Source organism: Haloferax gibbonsii (assembly GCF_001190965.1).
Classification (GTDB): Archaea; Halobacteriota; Halobacteria; order Halobacteriales; family Haloferacaceae; genus Haloferax; species Haloferax gibbonsii.
In genome coordinates, this window is record NZ_CP011949.1 from 207630 (window position 1) to 229909 (window position 22280).

Below are 22280 nucleotides of genomic sequence, written 5' to 3' on the forward strand. Positions count from 1 at the left end.
TTAGAAATCGGGGTTCTACTGTTGTGATTTCATAACTCAATCGATTTGAGTTAATAATTAGAGGAACGGCGGGCTCGCGGTCGGCAGCGAGATGAGCCACAGGCTGAGAACCGTGTAGAGAATCATCACGGCGACGAAGGGAAACTGGCTCCGGACGGCCTGCAGTCGGCTGGGAAACGTCCGGTAGGCCTGCGAGTGCGCCACCCACACCGCGAGCAGGTGGCCGACGAGGACGAACGCGACGTTCAGCCCGCCGAACCACGCGGGGAGCGTGAGGACGACCGGGTTCGCCGGCGACGACAGCGGCGACGACAACGCCGCCACCAACATCGGCGACAGCGAGACGAAGAAGCCGACGTAGTGCGCGAGGTGATAGCCGGCGGCGATAGCGAGCAGCGAGGGCGCGAATTTGACCGCGAGGTCGAGCGGCGTCTCGAAGGTGTCGATGCGGCGGGCGGTCACCCGCGCCGCGAGGACGTAAAGGCCGAGGAAGACCGCGAAGCCGCCGAGGTAGAGCAGTCCGTAGACGACAAGCGGCGGAAGCCCGACGCCCGCGAGCGCCCGAACGGCCGCCGCGCCCTGCTCGGTCGTGACGAAGCCGCTGAACGTGAGTTCCCAGACGAGGACGACCGCGACGGCCACGTCGCCGAGGTCCGTCAGGTCGTCGTCGGTGACGAGTCGCATCCCCGGGAGGCGGAAAGAGAGTCCGTCGTCGTCGAGGCGAATCGGTGCGACGCGGCCGTAGAAGTGCAGGAAGACGGAGACGGGGTCGACCTTGTCGAACCACGCGTCCGCGCCGACGGCGACCGCGCCGGCGAGCGTGACGACCGAGTAGGCGACGAGCGCGGTCGCGAGAACCGACGGACGGGTCGTGACGTCGGTCGCGGTCTCGACCCAGACGAGCGCGAGAATCCCAGCCACCGCCGGCCAGCGACCGAGTCGCTCGGGATACGAGACGAACCCGTTCGGAACCGCCGAGACGACGGTTCGCCACGGGTTCAGCGCGCGCCACGTGTCTGTCACGAGGTACGAGAACATCGTGTATCCGGCCCGGAGCCCCGCGAAGACGACGATAACGGCGAAGCTGACGGTCGGAACCTGCGGGCCGGTGTAGCCGAGATAGACCACGAGCGCGAGGAGCGCGAGGCCGAGGACGCCACCCGCGACCCGGAGGGCGCGCAGGACGCTGTCTGAGACGCCCGCTTCGGACCCGGTCTGCCACAGGTGGACGCGCTCGATGAACCGGCGGTCGGTGACGAAGCTGGCGAGGAGCGCGGAGGCCCCGACGGTCGCGCCGCCGGTGGCGAGATAGAGCCACTGCGGGACCGCGAGGTTGTCCTCCGACGCGCCCGCGAGGCCGACCGCGGCGTTGCTCGCGACCGCCGGGTCGGAGAGAAGCGACAGGAGGCTCGCCAGTAGGAGACCGAGACCGAATCGTCTGAGGGAGAGGTGTCGGAGTCGGGTCATGATGCGAAGACGATAAACAGCATGAGGAAGCCGAAGTACAGCAGGACGAGGACGCCGAGCGCGCGGATGCGGAACGACTTGAGTTCGTCTTCCTCCTCGTAGTACGCCTCGCGGTACGCCTCGACCTCCTCGGCGTCGAGGTCGTCGGGGTGTCTCGCGCCCCGGTGGAGGACCAGCAGTCGCTCGGTCGGATACGCCTCGCCGCACGCTGTGCAGGTGTGGCGGTCGCGCGTCGCGTCGGTGTCCGTGGTCATCCGATAGTCACTCGAAGTTCGGGGAGGGTGGCTTCTGAACGTTTCTATCGCGGGTGTTCGCGCCGTTGGCATCGAACGGGGGCGGAGCCGGCGGCGGGTCGCGAGTGCGAGGCGCGAGACGCACGACGGCGGCGGGGCGACGCCTCAGACGTCGAACCGCATCGATTCGAACTCCATGAACGCCGTCTCGTAGCCGTCGTGGCGAGCGACCTGCGGCGGCACGTCCACCGAGAGCGTCAGCGCGTCGCCGGATTCGACGCCCTCGACGCCCGCGCCGTAGTGGTAACTGAGGTCGGGGTCGAGCGTCCGGTCGAGTCGCGCCCCGTCGAGCACCGCGGTTCCGCCGCGTTCGAGCGTGGCTCTGACGCCCATCATCGGCAGGACGAACTCGTTGTACGGGGTCCGCGCCGAGACGCAGAGGTACGAGCCGTCGACGCCGAACCGGGAACCGTCGTCGACGACGAGGGCGTCGAACAGGGCGTCGGCGCTCGTCCGTCGGCCGAGGTGGCGACCGGGGAGGTCGTCGACGGCGGGCGCTTTCCCGGTCGGGACGCCCATCATCTCCATCGCGGGGACCGCGCCGCGCGACCCGGCCTCGTCGCCGAGCCGACGCAGTTCCACGTCGTAGAGGTCGTCCGTCTCGAAGGCGAACTCGAACGTCGCCGTCTCGGCCGCGTCGAACCGCCCGGCGAACGAGCCGGTTCGGGAAAGCGAGGTGCCGCCGACGTGCACGCGGGCCTCGTAGTCGCCCTCGCCGTCGAGGACGTAGTTCGAGCCGTAGTGCATCCCCATCTGCTGGGAGAGCATCGGGTAGGCGACCTCCTCGCTCACGAGGTCGCCGTCGCGGAGAATTTCGATGGAGACGCCGGCGTCCAGCGGGAGGACGGTCCCCGTCTCGGCGTCCCACAGCGACGCCATGAGGTGAATCGAGTCGTCGGCCTCGACGACGGTCTTCCCGAGTTCCGAACCGGCGGCGGTCCAGAATCGGTGGGGGTACGAGTAGGTGAGCGCGACGCCGTACGGGCCGGCCGTCGTCTTCCCGTACATCTTCATCCCCTCGGTGATGGCGGGCAGGTAGACCGCGGCCGGACGGTCCTCGACGAGCGGCGGGTCGCGCCACGCCGACTGCCGTTCGAACCCGCCGAGACACCCCGCGGTGGCGGCGATAGCACCGATTCCGAGCGTCTTGATGGCGTCGCGTCGTTTCATGGTGTCTCGATAGCGTCTCGTCGGCTCATGGTGAGAGACCGCCGCGCATCTCCGCGAAGCGGTCGAGTTACCGCAGCTAGCGGCCCGGTGCCAATGTCGGTTGCGCTTCCGCGTCGGGTTTCGAGGGGTGGTGATTTCGTTATCAACTGCCGGTTTCCCGCACCACGTTTATATCTCCGCTCGCGCTCCGTTCGGACGATGAACGACTCGCCGCTCGACGGTCTCGACGCCCGCACGATGGCGCTGGCGTACCTCGGCTTCGGGACCGCAGGCATCCTCGGCGGCGAGTTGCTCCTGTCGGCCGCGCTGGGTGCGCCCCCGGCCCCGGAGGCCGAGCTTATCAAGGGGTTCTCCTTCGTCGCCGTCTCTACCGCGTTCGTCTGGGCGCTCGCCTCCCGGAAAGACCGGCGAATCGAGCGCCAACAGACGTCGATTCGGTCGTCGCTGGACCAACTTCGAACCGTGGTCGCCGCCTCCCCGGTTCCGATTATCGCGGTCACGCCCGAGGGGCGCGTAACGAGGTGGAACGACGCCGCCACGGAGGCGTTCGGCTGGAAGCGCGACGAGGTGCTCGGCGAGCCGCTCCCCTACAGCGCGGGCGAGAACAGCGAAAACAGCGAGGAGATTATCCGGCGGACCATCGACGAAGACGGCCTCTCGGACGTTTCGGTCGAGCGACGACGGGCGGACGGCGACCTCCGTGAGTTCCGACTTTCGACAGCGGTCGTCCGCGACGCCGACGACGAACCCGCCGAAATCGTCGGCGTGTTCGTCGACGTGACCGAACAACAGCGCCGGGAGCGTCGCCTCCGCGAGTTCGAACTGGCCGTCGAACAGGCGGGGCACGCAATTTACCTCACTACGCCGGAGGGTGAGATCACGTACGTCAATCCGGCGTTCGAAGAGATTACCGGCTACGACGCCGCGGAGGCGGTCGGTGAGTCGGCCGCGCTGCTCAGTTCCGGCGAGATGCCGGAGGCGTACTACGAGCGACTGTGGCGGGCCGTCCAGTCCGGCGAGACGTGGCAGGAGCGAATCATCGACCGGCGGAAGGGCGGCGAGCTCTACACCGCGATACAGACTATCGCACCCATCGCGAGCGACGGCGACATCCACGGCTACGTCGCCATCCAGTCGGACATCACCGAGTCGGAGCTGACCAGACAGCGTCTCGGCGTCCTCAACCGGATGTTCAGGCACAACCTCCGAAACCGGATGAACGTCATCGAGGGCTACGCGGAGATGATTCGCCAGGACGCGACCGGCGCGGCCGGCGTCGCCGACGAGGACCTCACCGACGCCGCCGAGACCATCGTCGAAGCGGCGAGCGAACTCGTGGCGCTCTCGGAGAAGGCCCAGACCGTCTCGGACGCCCTCGAATCCGAGGCGACCCCGCGGCGCGTCTCGGCGCTCGTCGAGTCCGCCGTGTCGCGAGCCGAATCGACGTATCCCGAGGCGACGATACGAACGGACATCGAGACGGGGGTCTTCGCACGGGTCGACAGCCGCGTCGGCGCGGCGCTCGACGAGTTGATCGCGAACGCGCTCAAACACGGCGGCGAGACGGTCCACGTCGACGTGTACCGAACGGAAGACGACGACTCGAAGCTCGTCGTCCGGGTCGCCGACGACGGGCCCGGCATCCCCGACGAGGAGTGGCGAGTCATCAAGCGCGGCGAGGAGACGCCGCTCGAACACGGGACCGGGATGGGGCTGTGGCTGGTCCACTGGGTCGTCAAGAAGGCGGGCGGAAGCATGGAGTTGGAACCGTCTCCCCTCGGGGGGACGGCCGTGACGCTGAAACTCCCGGTCGGAGCGGAGCGACCGCGAACGTGGTTCCCGAGCGGGGAGTGACCGCGCACCCGTGATTGTTCACACACCACAAGTCCGACCAGCCGAGAGGTGACGCCTGTCGAGTCGAGCGTCCGATTCAGGCCTCGAGGAGTTCGACGAGGTTCCCCTCCGGGTCGCGGACGAACGCGATTCGCGTACCGCTTTCGGTCGTCTGCGGCTCGCTGAGCGTCTCGGTATCGCGCGGGAGTTCCGCCACCGCGGCGTCGACGTCGTCGACAGAGAGTCCGAGGTGGGTCGCGCCGGGGCGGTTGAGCGTCGGTTCGTCGGTGTCGGCTCCGACCGGGTCGTACTCGACGAGTTCGATGCGTACGTCGCCGCCGTCGAGGTGGGCGAACCGCGCCGAGGCGCCGTCGACGGAGACGGCGGTGGCGAACTCGTCGCCCGCGACTTCGAAACGGGAGACGACCGGAAGGTCGAGCGCATCGCGATAGAATTCGAGCGTCGAATCGAGGTCGCGAACGGTGATACCGACGTGGTGCGCGTTGGTGTTCACGGTTCGTCTGCGCGCGCAGAGCGTCAAAGGTGCTTCGTTCGAAACGCGGGTCGGCAGACGGCGGCCGACCGATTCCGACCCGCGTTCGCCGCGCCTCCGTCTCGGTTCGCTGGGTGCGCTCCCTCTCGGTTCGTTGGATGAGCCTCCCTCTCGGTTCGCTGGGTTAGTGCTTCTCGTGCGCGCCCGCGAGGCGCGACGCGGGCGGGGCCCCGTCGCCCAGCAGAGACCGTGTCGCATATACCCGCTGGGCCGCCCAGATAGGGTACGATGGAACCGACAGGCACGCGATGCGAGGTGGTGCGGCCGTGAGCGAACCGTTCGTCGAATCGCTCCCCGGACGGGCCGTCCCCAAGTCGTTCGTCGCCGAACTCGAGACGAAAGAGGCGATTCAGCAGGCCGTCGCCGTCCGCGGCTACAACCTCGAACGCGACGGCGAGACGATTCAGCACGCCTACCAACTGGTCGTGAACGTCCGCGGAAAGTACATCCTCGGGCTTCACCTCACGAACGGGACGTGGCGCGTCGTCTTCGACACTCGCGACCACCCGAAACTCGCACAGGAGGGCCCGCGCGCGGCTTACGAGGCCGTCCACGACGCGCTCTACGAGCGCGCGCCTTCCGACGCTGAGATAGACTTCGAGTCGACGCCGCGATTCTGGAACGCCCCGCAGTAGGTCGTTCAGCGACGTTTTTCTGCGTTTCAGCGCTCTCACGACCGTCAGCGGCGCGTGCGAACGCGCGCGCCGCGGCGACGACCCGGCCGAACCCACACCACCGTGTCCGCAGAAATTCGGGTGCGACACGGTTGGGACGGACGCGCCGTGCGGGTCGCGGAGCGAATCCGAGGGGTAGAGCGTCAGCGCGGCGGTTTACCACCGGAGATACCCGCCGGTGGTATGCAGGTGGGATTGAACGGCTTAAATCCCGAATTCGGACGTTAGGAGCGCCCTAACGCCTCGAATAGACCGGTAAGTCGCTGCGAAATTAAATATATCCGGAACATACGAAAGGCCAACAGGAACCGGAACATGTGGCCGCTCGAGGTCCCGTGCAGGTGGGCACGAGGTGGGTCTGAGGCCGGTCCTGGGTAGAACAATGGATATCAAGAAATTCCTTAGCGAATCACGCGCAGTCTCGCCGGTCATCGGCGTCATCCTCATGGTCGCGATTACAGTCATCCTCGCGGCCGTCATCGGGACGTTCGTCCTCGGTCTCGGCGACCAGGTCGGCGACACCGCCCCGCAGGCGAGCTTCAGCTTCGAATACGATGACTCTGCAGACGAACTGACCATCACGCACGAAAGCGGTGACGCAATCAGCTTCGATGACCTGAGCGTGTCCGAAACTTCAGCTGCTGGCGTGAGCGATGAAACACTCGGCGATGCCAACAGTGACGGTAACATGAACGCTGGAGACACTATCGTCATCGAGTTCGACGCTGATCTCAGTGGCGGCGACGAAGTGCGCCTCGTCTGGACCTCCGAATCGGGCTCCAACTCTGCGACCCTGCAGAAGTACACCTACAACGCCTGAACGGTCCGCAGCGTCACAGCCAACGAACCTCAATTTTTTCGGATGTTACCCCGAGAGCGACGGTGCGCTCCGGTTCTGGTACGGAACACGCATGATACGTGAAACGTCTTCTCAGTACTAGTTTATATCCTCGGAGAACGTCAGACTATCTGTTAGGTTAGCAGGCAAGCGTTCGAGGACCGATTCGAATTTTTCTCAACGGTCGCCTCTCGTCCGGCACACCTAGGAGAAACAACTATGCAAATCAAGAGAATCTTCACAGAGTCCCGCGCAGTCTCGCCGGTCATCGGCGTCATCCTCATGGTCGCGATTACCGTCATCCTCGCGGCCGTCATCGGGACGTTCGTTCTCGGCCTCGGCGACCAGGTCGGCGATACCGCCCCGCAGGCGAGTTTCAGCTTCAGTTACGATACGTCGACTGATGACCTTACCGTTACGCACGAAAGTGGAGCTGCAATTGACGAAGCGCGTATCGTCGTAACTGACGGGACGACGGATACGAGCTGGGACGAAGCTGACGACAAGATCCAAGCGGGTGATGACTTAGTCATTGACCTTACGGGCTCGCCCCTTACTGGTGGAGAAACCTACCGTATCGTCTGGACCTCGGAATCCGGCTCCAACTCCGCGACCCTCCAGAAGTGGACCTACAACGCCTGATGGTCGGATTGGCAACGGGCCCCACCTCCTCTGATTCGGAATAACGATTTCTTTCGGAACCATCCCACGGAGAGACATCCACCTCGCACCTATAGTATTGTACTTTTAGCACAAACTTATCCGTCCGCGGAGCGTACGCTCGGACAGAGACCCCATGCCCAGCGACCCGCCCGCCGTCGTCTACCTCCGCGAGCACCGCGAGGATATCGTCGACCTCGCGGCGGCGCTCGTCGGCCACGACACGCAGAACCCGCCGGGAAACACGCGGGAGCTCGCGTCGTGGGTCGAATCGTTCTTTTCCGAACTCGGTATCGATACCGAGCGCGTCGCCTCGAACCCGACGAAGCCGAACATCGTGGCGACGCTCCCGGGTGCGACAGACCGGACGCTCGTCCTGTTGGGGCACCTCGATACGGTCCCGTTCGAGCCCGGCGAGTGGACGCGCGACCCGCTCGGCGAGCGGGAGGGAAACCGGCTCTACGGGCGCGGCGCGACCGACATGAAGGGGGAAATCGCCGCGATGCTCGCGGTGGCGAAGGCGTACGTCGAAACCGGGACGGTGCCGGCGACGAACCTCGTGTTCGCGTTCGTCAGCGACGAGGAAGTCGCCGGCGAGGCGGGGTTGCCGACGCTTCTCGACCGGCGCGGGCTCTCGGCCGACGCCTGCGTCATCGGCGAGACGACCTGCGAGGGCCACCGGCACTCGGTGACCGTCGCCGACCGCGGGAGCATCTGGCTGGAACTCGAAGCGACAGGGACCGCCGCCCACGGATCCCGGCCGATGCTGGGCGAAAACGCGATTCACCGCCTCTACCGCGCCGTCGAGGACATCGAATCGACGCTCGACGACTGCCGGTTCGAGTTCGACCCCGCGGTCCGGGCGCTCGTCGAGGAGTCCACGGAGTACTACGCGCCGCGGTTCGGCGAGGACGCGGCGCGAGAGCTGTTCGAGCGGCCGTCGGTCAATCTGGGCGTCCTGTCGGGCGGCGACCGAGTGAACGTCGTCCCCGCCGCGGCGCGGGCGAAACTCGATATTCGCGTGACCGCTGGCGTCGACACGGAAACGATACTCGACGGTGTTCGGGAGGTGGTCGCCGGTCACGAAGGGGTCGAGATTGTCGACGCGGACTGGTCGGTCGGGACGTTCGAGGACCCCGACGGCCCGCTGGCGGACGCCGTGGGCTCGGTCGCCGAGGGCGTCACCGGCGGGCGCGTGTACCGCCGGAGCGCGACCGGCGGCGGCGACGCGAAACGGATGCGGAACGCGGGCGTCCCGACCGTCGAGTTCGGTCTGGGGACCGAGACCGCTCACGCGGCCGACGAGTTCACTACAGTCGGGGCGCTCGCCGGCAACGCCGAGGTGTACGCCCGACTCCCCGACGAGCTGTTGCGGCAATTCGATAGTGGTACCAGAACGTTTGATTCGACGGACGTGTCACCAGCAGGCACGACTCCTTCGCGACGCGGACGGCGAGAGAACAACTCACGATGACACCCGATAACGAACTATGACACCAGACGAACTCCGAACGACGATTCCGGCCCTCGACGACGTCACGTATCTCAACACCGGCGCGCACGGCCCGAGCCCGCGACCCATCGTGGAGCGGGCGACCGAGTTCCTCGAATACTACGAGTACGACTCGCCGGGCGACGACGGCCCCTATCCGACTGCGTTCGACGCCTACGAGGCCGTCCGCGAGGACGTGGCCGCGTTTATCGGTGCCGAGACCGAGGAGGTGGCGCTGACCCAGAGCACCACCGACGGTATCAACCGAATCGCCACCGCACTCGACTGGGAACCGGGCGACGTGGTCGTCCGAACCGATCTCGAGCACCCGGCGGGCATCCTCCCGTGGCGGCGGCTCGAACGCGAGGGCGTCGAGGTCCGCGTCGTCGAGAGCGACGCGGGGCGACTCGATATGGACCAGTACGCCGAAGCCGTCCGCGACGCCGACCTCGTCTGTTTCAGCGCCCTGACGTGGAACTACGGGACGCGGCTCCCCGTGCGCGAACTCGCCGATATCGCCCGCGACGCCGGCGCGCTGTCGGTCGTCGACGCGGTCCAGTCGTTCGGCCAGTATCCCGTCGACGTGGAAGACTGGGGAGCAGATATCGTCGCCGGCGCGGGCCACAAGTGGCTGCTCGGGCCGTGGGGCGCGGGGTTCCTCTACGTCCGGCGCGAAATCGCGGAGGAAATCGAGCCACACGCCGCCGGCTACCGCGGCGTCACGGAGCCGAACGCCGACGGGCTCGACTTCGCGCCGGGAGCCAAGCGCTTCGAGGTCGGAACGACCAATCCCGCCCCGCACGTCGCGCTCCGAGAGGCTATCGACATCGCCGAGCGCGTCGGCCTCGACCGGACCGAAGCGCATATTCGCAATCTCGCGAGCCGGTTCATCGAGACCGTCCCAGAGGGGCGGCTGTTGAGCCCCCACGACCCGGAATCGGGACTCGTCTCGTTCGAAGTCTCCGACCCGGAGGGGACGGTCGAGCGTCTCAAGTCGGCGGGCGTCGTCGTCCGGACGCTCCCCGAGCCGAAAGCGGTCCGCGCGTCGTTCCACAACTTCAACGACGAGTCGGACGTGGCGGCGCTTCGCGACGGACTCGACGGGGAGTGGTAGCTCCGTAGCTCGCGGGGGTGTCGAGAACGCGATTCGCGTGCGGTCGTTGACTCCCTCGCAGAATCTGCCTCGTCAGCGAACGTTCATATCCGGCGAGGGGGTACCCCTGAGTATGCATCCCACGGCACGCAACTTCGCCGACCAAGTACGCGATTCTCACGGGTTCGAAGTGACTATCGAGGAGTTTCCGGAGGGAACCAAGACGGCCGACGACGCGGCCGCGGCCGTCGGCTGCGACGTCGCCCAAATCGTCAAGAGCATCGTGATGCGCGTCGGCGACGAGACGGTTGTCGTCCTCACGAGCGGCGCGAACCGCGTCGACGAAGCCACGCTCGCCTCCGAGTTCGACGTCGAGCGAGGCTCGGTTCGAAGCGCCAACCCCGGCGAGGTGAAGGAGGCGACCGGCTGGAGCATCGGCGGCGTGCCGCCGACCTGCCACGCGACCGACTGTCCCGTCCTCGCGGACCCGACGTTCGAGTCGTTCGACCGGATTTGGGCCGCCGCGGGAACGCCCGAGGCGGTGTTCCGACTCACGCCGGAGGACCTGCAGACACTGTCGGCGCCGCGATTCGTCGACGTGTTCGAGTGAGACGGGGGCGAAACGAGCGGACCTCCGGGAGGCGGTTCGCGCTCGCGCCCTCGTTCTATTTTGCCGGGCGCGACGAGAGCAACACCACTATGTCCGCTGTTCTGTTCTGTTCCGTTCCGTCGGTACTAACCGGGAATCGCTGGAGAGAAAACGCGGGGCTATCGGAGAGCCGCGGCTGGTTCGTCAGGCGAGATAAACTCTCCTTTCGGAGAAAATGATTACTGGATGTGGCCTTCGCGCCGGAGCTGGTCCGCGTCCTCGCCGGTGTATCGCCATTCGATGTTGGCTTTCTCGTCCTGCCAGTCCCACGGTTCGACGAGCACGACGTCGCCCTCGTTGATCCACGTGCGGTACTTCATGCGGCCGGGGATGCGGCCCATGCGGTTCTTTCCGTCTTCACAGCGGATTCGGACGTGATTGCCACCGTTGTGCTCTGTGACGACTGCGAACAGCTCGTTGTCGTTGGGCATTCGAAGGTTTCGACGCCCTTGATTTTCACTCACATTCTTGCTCGGGGACGGAGACGGATAACTTATCGGATACTCGTGATACCAAATGTCATGACGTTGAAATCGCGGTGGCGACGGGTTCGAACACCACGTTGTCCGCTGTTTTTGACAGACTGACCGCCATTATGGATTGGTTCACGGTCACACGCCACATAGATTCGCCCGAGGCTTCATTCTTGGATACCGGTCGCAGTCGGTCATCACCGAGTCGTCGCTGAAGCGGCCGGACGCGTCGCGAGGGTTCGAGGATTCCCCGGGAACACCACTATGTCCGCAGTTGTTCGCCGCCTCAGCCCCTGCAAAGACGCTTTCTTCGAGTCGTGAGGTTCCACCGAGCCACGGAGGACAGATATCGTCGGGGGACGAGGCGTTGGGAGACGAGGTGTCGGGAGACTGAGTCACCGCCACAGTATCACTGCTATCACCGCCGCGGTTGCCCACGTCCTTCTCGGTCACGTGTCCTCTCTCAGAGCGTTCATAGTCAAGCGGAGCGGGAAACGAGAGTCGAGAGTACGGGTGTTCGAGTGAGCAGGCGAGCGAAGCAGTCGGGTCGACCCGGTCGTGTGAGAACCGACGACGCGTGTGGTAATCGCTTCAGTACGCGTTCCGTGGGTATTACCTGGGAGTGGTTGATCGGAATTGGATTGACGTTCGATGGTTAGTGGTTGACACGGACACCACTTTGTCCGCTGTTCTCGGTGCGTGTGAACGGTAGGGACGAGGCGGTGCGAAACGGGGAACACTCACACCACTTTGTCCGCTGTTCTCGGTGTGAGACGGAACCCCCCGTCGTCGTGAACCGGTCCTTTACTGTCGGTTCCGTGCCGACCGATTTAGTTTAGTAGTGTAGGAGGACGAATAAAATAGGTGTCCTCGTACAGCATTCATCTAGTACTCATACAGCACTCATTCAACCATTATAATTGACTGTATTACGGACTTAGTTTAAACTATTGTATATTAAATCTTTCTCTATATCAGAACACGCGGCTCCGTCCAGTTGTTCCACCGGTTACCTTCGTTTCCCAGAACAGCGGACAAAGTGGAGGGGGTGTGTCCCCGCCCGAGTATATAAAACACGAGAACAGCGGACACTCCGGACGCGGTGGTTTTATCAACGAAGTGGTCGAACCGTGGTAGTATGCCCCTATTCGAGCGGGACACCGAGATTTATCGGGACCGGGACGCCCTCCGCGAGGATTACCAACCCGAGGAACTCGTGGGGCGCGACGAGGAACTCCGTACCTTTCAGGCTGCGCTGCAACCGGTTATCAACGGCGAACAGCCCAACAATATCTTCCTCTACGGGAAGACCGGCGTCGGCAAGACCGCCGCGTCGCGGTACTTACTCGGGCACCTCCGCGAGGACGCGAGCCACTACGACGACATCGACCTCAGGGTCGTCTTCCTGAACTGCGACGGACTCACGAGTTCGTATCAGATCGCGACCCGACTCGTCAACGAGTTCCGGTCGGAGTCGAACCAGATTAGCACGACGGGCTACCCGCTCGGGTCCGTCTACGAGATGCTCTGGCAGGAGCTCGACGACTGCGGTGGGACGATAATCATCGTTCTCGACGAGATCGACCACGTCAACGACGACAGCATCCTCTATCAACTCCCGCGAGCGCGGGCCAACGGGAACCTCGACGCGGCCAAAGTCGGGCTCATCGGCATCTCCAACGACTTCTCGTTCCGCGACGACCTCTCGCCGAAGGTCAAAAGCTCCCTGTGCGAACAGGAGATTCACTTCCCCGCGTACAACGCGAAGAACCTCCGCGCCATCCTCGAACAGCGCGCCAAGGTTGCGTTCCGCGAGGGCGTCCTCGCCGACGAGGTGATTCCGCTCTGTGCCGCCTACGGCGCGAAAGACGCCGGCGACGCCCGCCAGTCGATCGACCTGTTGATGAAAGCCGGCGACTTAGCCCGCGACGACGACACCGACCGCATCGAGGAAGAGCACGTGAAACGCGGTCGGCGCGCCCTCGAGCGCGGCCGCATCAAAGAGGGAATCAACGGGCTGACCGAACACGGTCACCTCGTCCTCTACTCGCTTCTGACGCTCGAACTGGAAGACGAGACGCCGATTCGCTCCCGGGACGTCCGCCCCCGCTACACCCGCTTTACCGAACTCGCCAACCGCGACCCGCTCGTCCCGCGACGGATGCGCGACCACCTCAGCGAGCTCGCGATGCTCGGAATCGTCTCCGTCACCGAGCGAAACGAGGGTCGACGCGGCGGGACGTACCGCGAGTACGCCCTCGATATGGACGTCGGGCTCATCGTCTCGGCCATGCGCGACACCATCGAACTCGTGGGCGTCCACGAGACGGTCGAACCCTTCCTCGACGGCGAGAAGACGAGCACGCTCGACGATTTCATCCAGCAGTAGGTGACCCGACTGAAATTACTGCGGACATGATGGTGTTAGTTTCGAACTAACCCCCGTCAGAACGGCTCTCTGCCGTGTTTTGGAGGCGGTTGTGACTTCGACTCGTTCCTCAAAAGCATGCGTTCGTTCGGATTCGCCGACCGATTTCGTTACCGGTTTCCGGCCGTTCGGAACACCACGATGTCCGCAGTAAATCGGCTATTTTCGCCGCTTGTTCGAACAGCGGACAGTGTGGTGTTCCCAACTTACGCGACCGGCTATTCACCAGGTAGCGGCCATCTCCGTGGCTCGCCAGCGGTACAACAGCGGACATACCGGTGTTCGGTGTCGCGTCTTTCCACGTTCGAACGCGACGTTCACTCCGCGTCTGCGACAACAGCGGACGCCGCGGTGCTCAGCCGTCGTTTTCTCCGCTCGCTGTCGATTGTCACCGTGCGTTTCGATAACCGGGCCGCGGACTGTCGGTCTCGAACACCACACTGTCCGCTGTTCTCCGGACGTTCGAACCGGTTTTGTTCGACTCTTCGGCTTCTCACTCCTCGCGAATTTCGAGGACGGCGTCGGCGATTTCCTCGGGGTACTCGGCGGCGACGCGGACGAGAGCGTCGTGGAACTCGCGGCCGGTCAGGTCGCGCACGTCGTATTCTCGGCGGAGGTGCGATTCGACTTCGAACTCGGCGTCGTCCAGTCGGTCGAGCGTCGCGGTTCGGACGTAGATGCTTTTCGCGGTCGTCGCCTCGAACTCGAACGCCGGACCGCCCGCTGTCTCTGTCTGCTCCGTCTCGTCGGTGCTTTCCGCGCCGTCTTCTTCCGCGGCCGACTCGGCCGCTTCCTCGGCCTCGTCGGGTTCGTCGCTCTCGTCTAGTTCGTCGCTCTCGTCTAGTTCGTCGCTCTCGTCTGGTTCCTCGCCTTCGTTACTTTCGCCGTCACCTCTCTGCTTCTCGTCGTCGCCGTCCGATTTCTCGCTCGCGTCTCCCGACCCGGACTCGTCCGCGGTCTCGGATTCGACCGGCGGTTCGGATTCCGACTTCCCGGACCCGTCGGGAGCGTCTTCGTCCGGGAGCTGCTCGTCGTCGGGTTCTGCGTCTGATTCCGATTCCATCGCTTCGCCGAGGCCGGCGAACCGGTTTTCCTTAGGCATCGTCGGTCCCTCCGCGCTCGACGATTTCCGCGAGTTGGTCGAGTCGGTCGAGCATGTCGTTCGACGGGTCGTACTCCCGGAGGGTTTTCCCGTCGCGCCAGGCGCGACTGAACGCGATTCGGTGTCTGATTCCCGGCCCCTTGGAGTCGGGGTCGTCGAACAGGGCCGAGCGGGCGAACGGGGGGATGAACTGCTCGAAGGGGGAGTCTTCGAGGTCGCGGATGATGCGCTTTTCCTCGTTGTTTCCGGTGAGGTCGTTGGGGACGATAGCGAGAATGTCGAGGTCGACCTCGCGGCGAATCGGCCCGATCTGTTGTTCGAACATCCGCTCGAAGCCGCTCACGCTCGGCTCGCTCATGAGGAGCGGAACGACGACGTTCCCGGTTCCGATGAGCGCCGCGTCGGACAGCGGGCCGAGGCTCGGCGGCGAGTCGATGACGATGTAGTCGTAGTCGTCGTCTAAAAGCGGGTCGACGATTCGGCGGCGGACCCAGAGCACGCCGAACGTCGAGTTCCGGACTCGGTCTTCGATGTCGTCGAGGTCGACGTGGGCGGGAAGCACGTCGAAGCCCTCGCGGCCGCGTATCACTTCGCGCACGTCCACGGGCTCGTCGTCGGTCAGCACGTCGCCGACGTTCGGCTCCGACGACTCGTAGGCGTCTTTCATCCCGACGCCCTCGGTCGCGTTCCCCTGCTGGTCGAGGTCGACTAAGAGCACGTCGTTCCCCCGCGCGGCGAGCGCGTCGGCGAGGTTGATGGCAATCGTCGTTTTTCCGACGCCGCCTTTCTGGAGGGAGACGCTCACGGCTCGCGACATCTATCGGACCTCCTGCGGAGCGCGATGTTCACAAATTGTACACAGTCTACGCTGTGTCTGCTGTTTGAGCGGTGCAAACTCCGTTTGAACTGTGGACTGTGCGGACATTTGAGGGACTTGACCGGACCTTCCGCGGCGTACCACATAATTTTATCCACGACTTTTGAACCGTTGGGACTGCTTCTACATTCTATAATTTCCACAATGTCTACAAATTTTAAAAATTGTGAACTGTCGCCTGTCGGTGACCGGTGATTCGTCCGCGCTCTCGGTTTGTGAACGGTTTCAACTTCGTCCGAGGCGTTCGATTTCCGAACATCGCTCGCGTTCTGCGAAGCTTTCTCACTGTGCGAATCTTTCGCGGTGTAGACTCCCTCAACACTCTACAACCGTTACAATCCGTACAAATTTCACAATTTGTACAATTTCTGCACGGTTCGAGACTCGTAAGCGGTGCAGACTTCCCAGACGGTTTCAGATTCGTCCGCCGTTCGAACCGTTTGGACTGCTTCGGAAGTTCGCACTCTCTTCGCTGTCTCCACTGCGCTCGAAGTTCACGCTCTCCTCGCAGTCCGCACTGTCACCGCGGTTTACACCCTCCTCGCAGTCCACCCGGTGTCGACTGTGCGAACTCCGTTCCGACCGTCGCGCGATTCGAACCGAACCGAAGAAAGCGATATTCAGCGTCTCTCGTCCGCAGATACTGCGGACACAGTGGTGTTGTCCGCCGTCTCGGTTCAGTTGGCGAGTTTGTCGGCGAACTTCTCGCGGACCTTCTCGATTTTCGGGCTCGCGTGGAACTGGCAGTACGCGTCGTTGGGGTTCTTTTCGAAGTAGTCCTGGTGGTACTCCTCGGCCTCGTAGAACGTCTCCAGCGGGACTAGCTCCGTGACGACCTTGTCGTCGTACTCCTCGTCGAGGGCTTCGACGTAGGCCGACGCCTGTCGCTCCTGTTCGTCGTCGTGATAGAGGACGATAGAGCGGTACTGCGTTCCCACGTCGGGGCCCTGTCGGTTGAGCTGTGTCGGGTCGTGGACCGCGAAGAACACCTCGAGCAGTTCGTCGTAGCCGACGGCCGCGGGGTCGTACTCCACCTGCACGACCTCGGCGTGGCCGGTGTTCCCCGAACAGACCTGCTCGTAGCTCGGATTCTCCGTCTTCCCGCCGGCGTAACCCGACGTGACTTCGCTGATTCCGTCGAGTTCCTTGAACGCGGCTTCGACGCACCAGAAACAGCCGCCGCCGAACGTCGCAGTCTGTGTGCTTCCCATAGGCCCGGTTACGTCGCCGAGGAATTAAGCCCCGCGGCGGGGGCAGTCGCGGCCGAGGGCTGGCGCTCGCCGACGACCGCCGACCCACGCCGGCGCTCCGGCGAGCGAGCCCCGGACGCGTCCGTTGGTTTTCCCGGCCGGAGTGTACCCGAAGCCAACATTTAACCGCCCCGTCTGTCAGCAATTACTATGGAAGATGTATTCGTCGCGAGGCTCATGTCCACGACCCTCCACACGGTCACCCCAGACACGCTCGTCGAAGACGCGGCGCAGTTGATACTGGACAACAACATCAGCTCGGTCATCGTCGTCGACGAGGACAACCGACTCGAAGGCATCCTGACGACGACCGACTTCGTCGACATCGTCGCGAAGAGCCAGCCGAAAGCGCAGACGACCGTCGAGCGCTACATGACCACCGACGTGATTACCGCGGGAGCGCAGGACTCCATCGTCACCGTCGCGGAGTCGATGACCGAACACGGCTTTCACCACATGCCCGTCGTCGACGACGAGGAGGGCGTCATCGGGATGATTACCACCTCGGACCTCGCGGCCTACCTCTCGCAGACCGGACAGCTGGCGCGGTCGTAACGCGGTCTTTTCCCTGCCGGTAACTCCGCGTTACTCCACCTGTTCGGAGAGGCTCTCGACGACACTCGCCAGCCGCGGGTCCGTCGCGTGGCCGTGGTGGACCGCCAGGGGCGAGACGCTCACCTCGCCGTCGACCATCGCGCGGCGGTCGCTCCCGACCGGATAGCGGTCGCGGTGTTCGTCGCCGAGCGGGAACGGGTTCTCGAAGCCGACGGCGTCGGGCCACGAAACGTCTTGGAGCCGGACGTAGACCTCGTCGTCGTCGAGGCCGCCTTCGCGGTCGCCGTCCGGGAGCGCGCCGGCGTCGGCGTGGTGGTCGACCTGCTGGTCGTAGTCCGCGAAGGGGCGGGTCACGCGCATCCGTGGACTCGGCACGTCGGCGGGAGCGTTGACGTTCAGGAGGTCGACCTCGTCGAACACGTCGGTTCCGAAGACGCGCTCGGTCAGCGCGCGGGCGACCCGGGCGGGGCGGGAGAAGTCGTACTCCTCGGGCGGGTGGCAGAAGAAGTCCCGCGCGTGGTAGCTGGAGACGGCGATGGCGGGCGTCCCGAGGAACGCGGCCTCGACGCCCGCGCCGACGGTCCCCGACCGGCCGACGACGTAGTTGCCCGCGTTCGGACCGTCGTTGATACCGGAGACGACGATATCGAAGTCGGCGTCGAGGCCGCGGAGCCCGTAGGCGACGCAGTCCGCGGGGGTCCCTTCGAGGGCGTACCCCCACGGGTGGTCGCGGCGGACCGCGTGTTCGTTGCGGGCGCGGCCGACGCCGCTTTGATTCTCGGCGGGCGCGACGACGGTCACGTCGCCGACGGCGGTGAGTTCCTCGCGCATGGCGGCGATGCCGGGCGCGTCGATGCCGTCGTCGTTGGTGAGGAGGATTCGGAGCGGAGACGAGGAATCGGTCATCTACTCGGGAATTTCTGTCGGTCGCCGTAGCTATTCCGGATTCGGACCCGGAGGCGTATTCGACCGCCGCGTCGCCGTCGGCAGCGGGTCGTACTCCACGTCGTCGATAGTCACCCGCCAGTACGGCAGGTCGACCCACGGGAGGTTCCACGCAACCTCGGCCGCCGCGGGCACGCGAACCCCGTTCACTTCGCGGTAGTCGCTGAACTGTCCCGTCCACGGGCACCGTTCGTACTCGCCGTCTCCCGTGTCGCGCCACCGGTCCGCGGTGACGCGCGCTACTTCGTCGTTCTCGTCGAAGTGGAACACGACGGTCGTGGTCGAGCCGCGGTGGGCGAGCGTCGCCCGAGCCGAGCGGTCGTTTCTCGGCTCCCACCTGACGCCGTGGCCGGGGAGGAACGCGGTCGGGAACCAGACCATCTCGGAGAGGTAGCGGGCGAGTTCGCCCTCGTCCAACTCCGGCGACCGCGGGGCGTCCGCGACGGTGACCACCGAAAGTAGTTTCGCCTCCAGCGACCCCGAACCGCTGACGAAGGCGTCGACGACTCGAATCGGAAGGAACGGCGCGAGGTCGATTCGGGCGTCCCAGACGAACCCCGGCGGGTCGACCGTGTAGTGTTGGGTCGCGGTCATCGATTTCCACGGCGAGTCCGCGTCGCCGAGCCTGAACGCCCCCGTCTGGCGGATCCGGACCGACTGAACCCGGCGGGACTCGTCCGATAGCACGCGTTCGAGATACCGGCGAACTGGGGCGGGCAGGTCGCTGAGGTCGGCCTCGTCGAGCGCCTCGCCGTTCCCGCTGTCGTCCGTGGTCGTTTCGGCGTGTTCTCGCTGGAGTACGTCGAGCAGTCGCGCGGCCGTATCGTCGGCTCGCGCCCGAACCGCGGCGAGGAGAGCGCCGACGGCAAGAACACCGACGACAAGCGCGATGCCGAGTTGTCCGAGGGGTCGCGTCCGTGACATACCGGACGATACGCGAGAGACGGATATGAGTCTCGTCGTGACTCTCACGGACTGACACTGACCACCTTCGGGCCGCGGGCGAACCGTCGCTAACGGCGCCTCCCACCGGACTTCTGTCAACGGTTCGTCCACAAAATCGAGATACTCACGAACGCGTGAATATAATTCAAACGATGACTTTATGTAATTAAGTTCGTACTAACGAACGAATGCGCACCGAACCGATGCGGCCGGCACGCCGGGCACCCGCCGACATCGCGGTTAATCTCCCGTTAATTCGTCTGTTTTCGGCAGATTCGACTCCGTCGTGGTCGACGGCTCCTCGGTCTTCGACCGCCACGACGGCCGCGAGCGATTCGGGTTGTCGCCTCCGCCGGTCCGCCTTCTCTACTCGCCGTCGTACGTCCTCGAGAGCGCGCCCCGACTGTCACGCCGACCGACCCGTCTCCCCAAGCGAGGTGGGCGTTGCGTGAGCCACGTCGGTGAGACCGACGACGTGCCGTGGGACGACGTGGGCTTCGTCATCAGCTCTCGCTACCGGGTCTCGGTCCTCGATCGGCTCTCCGAGGGGCCGGCGACGCCGACGCAAATCGCCACCGACTCCGAGAGCGCGGTCGCTCACGTCTCGCGGGCGCTGCAGGAACTCAGAGACCGCTCGCTCGTGGAACTGCTCGTCCCGGAACAGCGTCGAAAAGGGCGTGTGTACGGCATCACCGACGACGCCGAGAACATCTGGGACGTCATCCAGACACAGCAGATGACGTGAGCGCGGCCGTCTCGCGGTTTTCTCACGGACGGTGCGGCGCGTCGTGCGACCCGGTAACTACTTCGTCGCGATTCGCTCCGTCCCCTTGTTCAGGAGCTGGTAGGTCCGCTTGGCGAGGTTCATCCCGACGCCGGTCGACTCGACGACGTAGTACGGGACGAGTTCGCCGCCGAACTTCGATTTGTAGTTGCAGAGCCGCTCCGTGTTCGCGCCGACGAGGTCGTACTTCGTGACCGACGCGAGCGCCTCGTCCTCGACGATGTCCTCGATGATGGTCCAGTGGAGCAGGCTGTTGATGCTGACGCCGTCGTACTCGCCGCGCGCGCCGCCGAGCCAGAAGTAGCCCACCTCGTCCGAGAAGGGGACGATCATCCCGCTGAGGTACTCGCCGTCGGGGCCGCGGGCGACGTACACGCGACACCGGTCGCCGAGGTTCTCGACCAGCGACTCGACGAACTCCCACGGCATTCCGAACGGTTCGTCCTGTTCGTCGTACCGAGAGACCACGTCGTCGTAGACGACGCGAGCGCCGTCGAGCCCCTCGTCCGCGATGGTGATGTCGAGTTCGCGCGCCTGCCGAATCTCCCGGCGGAGGCTGCTGCTGAACTGGGCCTGTATCTCGTCGAGCGAGCGCCCGCCGAGGTCGAGCCGGTAGGTAAAGGAGGGCTTGACCGCGAAGCCGGTCCATTCGAACGGGCGGGGGTCGAGGTACGCCGGCGAGCAGAGCAGGCGGACGAACGTCCGGTTCGAGCGGATGCCGAGCTCCTCGACCACGAGGTCGGCGAACTCGCGGTTCACCGACTCGTAGGCGCTCTGTTTCGGGCTGTTCGGCATCATCACCGGGCCGATGTAGGGAATCGCCATCGACGGCGGCGGCGAGACGACGACCCGTCCGAGGGGGTTTCGGCGGACGAACGTCGGGAACAGCGCGACCGGTTCTTGGCCCTTGAAGACGCCGAACAGGTGCATTTCGCCGTCGAAGTGCTCGTCGATGGCGGCGAGCACCGCGGGGGTGTGGAAGACTTCGGTGCCGGACGAGGGGAGCGCGTCGCCCCACTCGTCGAGGCTCAGGGTTTCGATACGGAGTTGTGACATGTGTCGTGGTCGTGTGATTGGATGGTCGTCGGGCGGTACGTCGGGCGGGTCGTCACCGGTGGAGGAACCCCGAGACGAGTCGCGACGGGAGGCTCGTCCCGTTTCCCCGGGACAGCATCTCGATGCCGGGTCCGAGGCGGCTCTTGTACAGGTGCGCGATGGTTCTGACCGGGAGCGCGCCGTGCTCGATTTGGTAGAACGTGACGAGCTCGGGGTTGTACTTGCTCTTGTAGCGGTTGAGCCGGCGGTTGTTCGCGCCGACGAGGTCGTATCGGCGCATCCCGGCGGCCATGCCGTCGCGCATGATGCGCCAGTCCAGCAGGTCGTTCACGTCGATGCCGAAGTCCCGCTGGGGCCGGACGCCGCCGAGCCAGCGGTAGAGCGTGTCCCCGTACTGGAGGACGAGAATCCCGCTCACGAACGTCCCGTCGTACCGGAAGACGTAGGGCCGGACCTGCCCCGCCGGGAGCGAGTCGTACAGGTCCATGACGAACTGCGGCGGCACGTCGAACGACAGGTCCTGTTCCTCGTAGCGGTCTTTGACCAGCCTGAGAATCGAACAGATGTCGTCGCGGTCGCCCTCCTCGATACCCGAGACGAGCTTTCGACCGTCGCGGATGTTCCGTCGGGCGCTCCGGCTGAACGACATGAGGAGGTCCTCTTCGCCCCGGGTCAGGTCGACGTTGTAGGTGTACTTCGGCGACACGTCGCAGCCGCCCCACAGGAACGTCCGCATGTCGGTGTAGTAGTCGCCGACGCGGACGTGCGTGTAGTTCGGGCCGATGTGTTCACCTATCCACTCGGTGCAGCCGTCGATGAACTGGTTGCGGCGGCGCTCGAACTTCCGGCTCTTGATGTTGCCGGCGTCGAGCATCACGGGCCCGAGATAGGGGACGCCGATGTGCGGCGGCGGCGAGAACGCCGTCTTGACCAGTCCCTTCCGAATCTCGAAGACGGGGAACAGGCCGACCGGCTCCTCGGTTTTGAAGCCGACGAGCAGGTGGAGCTTCGAGTTCGAGTACTTCGCCTGGAGCCGCAGCGCCTCGTACTGGTGAAAGAGGCTCGCTTGACTCGACCGCTCGACGTACGTGTCCCACTCGTCGCGGTCGCGGTGGTCGAACTCGGTAATCTCGATGGTCATGG

Annotated in this window: 22 protein-coding genes; 10 read left to right on the plus strand and 12 right to left on the minus strand. The window is 64.9% G+C overall.

The window, feature by feature from the left end:
* Positions 1 to 57: 57 nt before the first annotated feature.
* The 3 genes from ABY42_RS17925 to ABY42_RS17935 all read right to left on the minus strand — a co-directional run bounded on the left by ABY42_RS17925 (position 58) and on the right by ABY42_RS17935 (position 2930).
* On the minus strand, positions 58 to 1467 hold the full coding sequence (locus ABY42_RS17925) for a hypothetical protein (RefSeq protein ID WP_050460359.1): 1410 nt from the start codon (positions 1465 to 1467) through the stop codon (positions 58 to 60).
* Positions 1464 to 1721, minus strand: a complete 258-nt coding sequence (locus ABY42_RS17930; protein WP_004978098.1) for a hypothetical protein — start codon at positions 1719 to 1721, stop codon at positions 1464 to 1466. The genes ABY42_RS17925 and ABY42_RS17930 overlap by 4 nt, the downstream gene beginning before the upstream one ends.
* Positions 1722 to 1865: 144 nt before the next feature.
* The gene (locus ABY42_RS17935; RefSeq protein ID WP_050460360.1) at positions 1866 to 2930 is read right to left on the minus strand and encodes a DUF7350 domain-containing protein; all 1065 of its coding nucleotides are present in this window, start codon (positions 2928 to 2930) and stop codon (positions 1866 to 1868) included.
* 198 nt (positions 2931 to 3128) lie between these two features.
* Here ABY42_RS17935 and ABY42_RS17940 point away from each other — a divergent pair, with 198 nt between their 5' ends.
* On the plus strand, positions 3129 to 4784 hold the full coding sequence (locus tag ABY42_RS17940) for a PAS domain-containing protein (RefSeq protein ID WP_050460361.1): 1656 nt from the start codon (positions 3129 to 3131) through the stop codon (positions 4782 to 4784).
* Positions 4785 to 4860: 76 nt separating this feature from the next.
* Here ABY42_RS17940 and ABY42_RS17945 read toward each other — a convergent pair whose 3' ends face one another.
* Entirely contained in the window at positions 4861 to 5277 is a 417-nt protein-coding gene (locus tag ABY42_RS17945) for a VOC family protein (RefSeq protein ID WP_004978093.1), read from the minus strand.
* Positions 5278 to 5582: 305 nt separating this feature from the next.
* Between ABY42_RS17945 and ABY42_RS17950 the strand changes: the two genes are divergently transcribed.
* The 6 genes from ABY42_RS17950 (at position 5583) to ABY42_RS17975 (ending at position 10683) form a co-directional block, all read left to right on the plus strand.
* A complete protein-coding gene (locus ABY42_RS17950; RefSeq protein WP_049905315.1) occupies positions 5583 to 5951 on the plus strand; it encodes a hypothetical protein in 369 nt (122 codons plus the stop codon).
* A gap of 421 nt (positions 5952 to 6372) precedes the next feature.
* Positions 6373 to 6810, plus strand: a complete 438-nt coding sequence (locus ABY42_RS17955; protein WP_004978088.1) for a type IV pilin — start codon at positions 6373 to 6375, stop codon at positions 6808 to 6810.
* Positions 6811 to 7047: 237 nt separating this feature from the next.
* Positions 7048 to 7470, plus strand: coding sequence for a type IV pilin (locus ABY42_RS17960; protein WP_050460362.1), 423 nt, complete (start codon positions 7048 to 7050; stop codon positions 7468 to 7470).
* 154 nt (positions 7471 to 7624) lie between these two features.
* Positions 7625 to 8962 (plus strand): M20 family metallopeptidase, encoded by a 1338-nt coding sequence (locus tag ABY42_RS17965; protein ID WP_050460363.1) that lies wholly within the window; start codon positions 7625 to 7627, stop codon positions 8960 to 8962.
* Positions 8963 to 8978: 16 nt separating this feature from the next.
* A complete protein-coding gene (locus tag ABY42_RS17970) occupies positions 8979 to 10094 on the plus strand; it encodes an aminotransferase class V-fold PLP-dependent enzyme (RefSeq protein WP_050460364.1) in 1116 nt (371 codons plus the stop codon).
* Positions 10095 to 10206: 112 nt separating this feature from the next.
* On the plus strand, positions 10207 to 10683 hold the full coding sequence (locus tag ABY42_RS17975; protein WP_004978079.1) for a YbaK/EbsC family protein: 477 nt from the start codon (positions 10207 to 10209) through the stop codon (positions 10681 to 10683).
* A gap of 218 nt (positions 10684 to 10901) precedes the next feature.
* Here the strand turns inward: ABY42_RS17975 and eif1A are convergent, their stop codons facing one another.
* Positions 10902 to 11186, minus strand: a complete 285-nt coding sequence (gene eif1A / locus ABY42_RS17980) for a translation initiation factor eIF-1A (protein WP_013035036.1) — start codon at positions 11184 to 11186, stop codon at positions 10902 to 10904.
* 1147 nt (positions 11187 to 12333) lie between these two features.
* Here eif1A and ABY42_RS17985 point away from each other — a divergent pair.
* A complete protein-coding gene (locus tag ABY42_RS17985) occupies positions 12334 to 13584 on the plus strand; it encodes an orc1/cdc6 family replication initiation protein (protein ID WP_004978076.1) in 1251 nt (416 codons plus the stop codon).
* Between the two features lie 532 nt (positions 13585 to 14116).
* Here the strand turns inward: ABY42_RS17985 and ABY42_RS17990 are convergent.
* The 3 genes from ABY42_RS17990 to msrA form a co-directional block, all read right to left on the minus strand.
* Positions 14117 to 14725 carry a hypothetical protein gene (locus tag ABY42_RS17990; protein ID WP_050460365.1) on the minus strand — a complete coding sequence of 203 codons (609 nt, stop codon included), beginning with the start codon at positions 14723 to 14725 and terminating at the stop codon, positions 14117 to 14119.
* A complete protein-coding gene (locus tag ABY42_RS17995; RefSeq protein ID WP_050460366.1) occupies positions 14718 to 15542 on the minus strand; it encodes a ParA family protein in 825 nt (274 codons plus the stop codon). The genes ABY42_RS17990 and ABY42_RS17995 overlap by 8 nt, the downstream gene beginning before the upstream one ends.
* A gap of 737 nt (positions 15543 to 16279) precedes the next feature.
* Positions 16280 to 16813, minus strand: a complete 534-nt coding sequence (gene msrA, locus ABY42_RS18000) for a peptide-methionine (S)-S-oxide reductase MsrA (RefSeq protein ID WP_050460367.1) — start codon at positions 16811 to 16813, stop codon at positions 16280 to 16282.
* A gap of 189 nt (positions 16814 to 17002) precedes the next feature.
* On the opposite strand from msrA, the gene ABY42_RS18005 reads away from it, so the two are divergent.
* Positions 17003 to 17407 (plus strand): CBS domain-containing protein, encoded by a 405-nt coding sequence (locus ABY42_RS18005; RefSeq protein WP_042665409.1) that lies wholly within the window; start codon positions 17003 to 17005, stop codon positions 17405 to 17407.
* A 30-nt stretch (positions 17408 to 17437) separates the two neighbouring features.
* On the opposite strand, the gene surE is transcribed toward ABY42_RS18005, so the two are convergent.
* Both surE and ABY42_RS18015 read right to left on the minus strand, forming a co-directional pair.
* On the minus strand, positions 17438 to 18313 hold the full coding sequence (surE, locus tag ABY42_RS18010) for a 5'/3'-nucleotidase SurE (RefSeq protein ID WP_008094112.1): 876 nt from the start codon (positions 18311 to 18313) through the stop codon (positions 17438 to 17440).
* Between the two features lie 30 nt (positions 18314 to 18343).
* Positions 18344 to 19276 (minus strand): DUF6544 family protein, encoded by a 933-nt coding sequence (locus ABY42_RS18015; protein WP_050460368.1) that lies wholly within the window; start codon positions 19274 to 19276, stop codon positions 18344 to 18346.
* A 469-nt stretch (positions 19277 to 19745) separates the two neighbouring features.
* Between ABY42_RS18015 and ABY42_RS18020 the strand changes: the two genes are divergently transcribed.
* Positions 19746 to 20042 (plus strand): winged helix-turn-helix domain-containing protein, encoded by a 297-nt coding sequence (locus ABY42_RS18020; RefSeq protein ID WP_049905314.1) that lies wholly within the window; start codon positions 19746 to 19748, stop codon positions 20040 to 20042.
* Positions 20043 to 20099: 57 nt separating this feature from the next.
* Here the strand turns inward: ABY42_RS18020 and ABY42_RS18025 are convergent, their stop codons facing one another.
* Together ABY42_RS18025 and ABY42_RS18030 are read right to left on the minus strand one after the other, a co-directional pair.
* Positions 20100 to 21137, minus strand: a complete 1038-nt coding sequence (locus ABY42_RS18025; protein ID WP_004978056.1) for a lipid II:glycine glycyltransferase FemX — start codon at positions 21135 to 21137, stop codon at positions 20100 to 20102.
* A gap of 52 nt (positions 21138 to 21189) precedes the next feature.
* Positions 21190 to 22278 carry a lipid II:glycine glycyltransferase FemX gene (locus tag ABY42_RS18030; RefSeq protein WP_004978054.1) on the minus strand — a complete coding sequence of 363 codons (1089 nt, stop codon included), beginning with the start codon at positions 22276 to 22278 and terminating at the stop codon, positions 21190 to 21192.
* Positions 22279 to 22280: the final 2 nt, after the last annotated feature.

Bases quoted from the DNA above. Each gene is read 5' to 3' on its own strand.
- ABY42_RS17925 (WP_050460359.1), bottom strand. From the start codon at position 1,467: ATGACCCGACTCCGACACCTCTCCCTCAGACGATTCGGTCTCGGTCTC.
- ABY42_RS17930 (WP_004978098.1), bottom strand. From the start codon at position 1,721: ATGACCACGGACACCGACGCGACGCGCGACCGCCACACCTGCACAGCG.
- ABY42_RS17935 (WP_050460360.1), bottom strand. From the start codon at position 2,930: ATGAAACGACGCGACGCCATCAAGACGCTCGGAATCGGTGCTATCGCC.
- ABY42_RS17940 (WP_050460361.1), top strand. From the start codon at position 3,129: ATGAACGACTCGCCGCTCGACGGTCTCGACGCCCGCACGATGGCGCTG.
- ABY42_RS17955 (WP_004978088.1), top strand. From the start codon at position 6,373: ATGGATATCAAGAAATTCCTTAGCGAATCACGCGCAGTCTCGCCGGTC.
- ABY42_RS17960 (WP_050460362.1), top strand. From the start codon at position 7,048: ATGCAAATCAAGAGAATCTTCACAGAGTCCCGCGCAGTCTCGCCGGTC.
- ABY42_RS17965 (WP_050460363.1), top strand. From the start codon at position 7,625: ATGCCCAGCGACCCGCCCGCCGTCGTCTACCTCCGCGAGCACCGCGAG.
- ABY42_RS17970 (WP_050460364.1), top strand. From the start codon at position 8,979: ATGACACCAGACGAACTCCGAACGACGATTCCGGCCCTCGACGACGTC.
- ABY42_RS17975 (WP_004978079.1), top strand. From the start codon at position 10,207: ATGCATCCCACGGCACGCAACTTCGCCGACCAAGTACGCGATTCTCAC.
- ABY42_RS17985 (WP_004978076.1), top strand. From the start codon at position 12,334: ATGCCCCTATTCGAGCGGGACACCGAGATTTATCGGGACCGGGACGCC.
- ABY42_RS17990 (WP_050460365.1), bottom strand. From the start codon at position 14,725: ATGCCTAAGGAAAACCGGTTCGCCGGCCTCGGCGAAGCGATGGAATCG.
- ABY42_RS17995 (WP_050460366.1), bottom strand. From the start codon at position 15,542: ATGTCGCGAGCCGTGAGCGTCTCCCTCCAGAAAGGCGGCGTCGGAAAA.
- msrA (WP_050460367.1), bottom strand. From the start codon at position 16,813: ATGGGAAGCACACAGACTGCGACGTTCGGCGGCGGCTGTTTCTGGTGC.
- ABY42_RS18005 (WP_042665409.1), top strand. From the start codon at position 17,003: ATGGAAGATGTATTCGTCGCGAGGCTCATGTCCACGACCCTCCACACG.
- surE (WP_008094112.1), bottom strand. From the start codon at position 18,313: ATGACCGATTCCTCGTCTCCGCTCCGAATCCTCCTCACCAACGACGAC.
- ABY42_RS18015 (WP_050460368.1), bottom strand. From the start codon at position 19,276: ATGTCACGGACGCGACCCCTCGGACAACTCGGCATCGCGCTTGTCGTC.
- ABY42_RS18025 (WP_004978056.1), bottom strand. From the start codon at position 21,137: ATGTCACAACTCCGTATCGAAACCCTGAGCCTCGACGAGTGGGGCGAC.
- ABY42_RS18030 (WP_004978054.1), bottom strand. From the start codon at position 22,278: ATGACCATCGAGATTACCGAGTTCGACCACCGCGACCGCGACGAGTGG.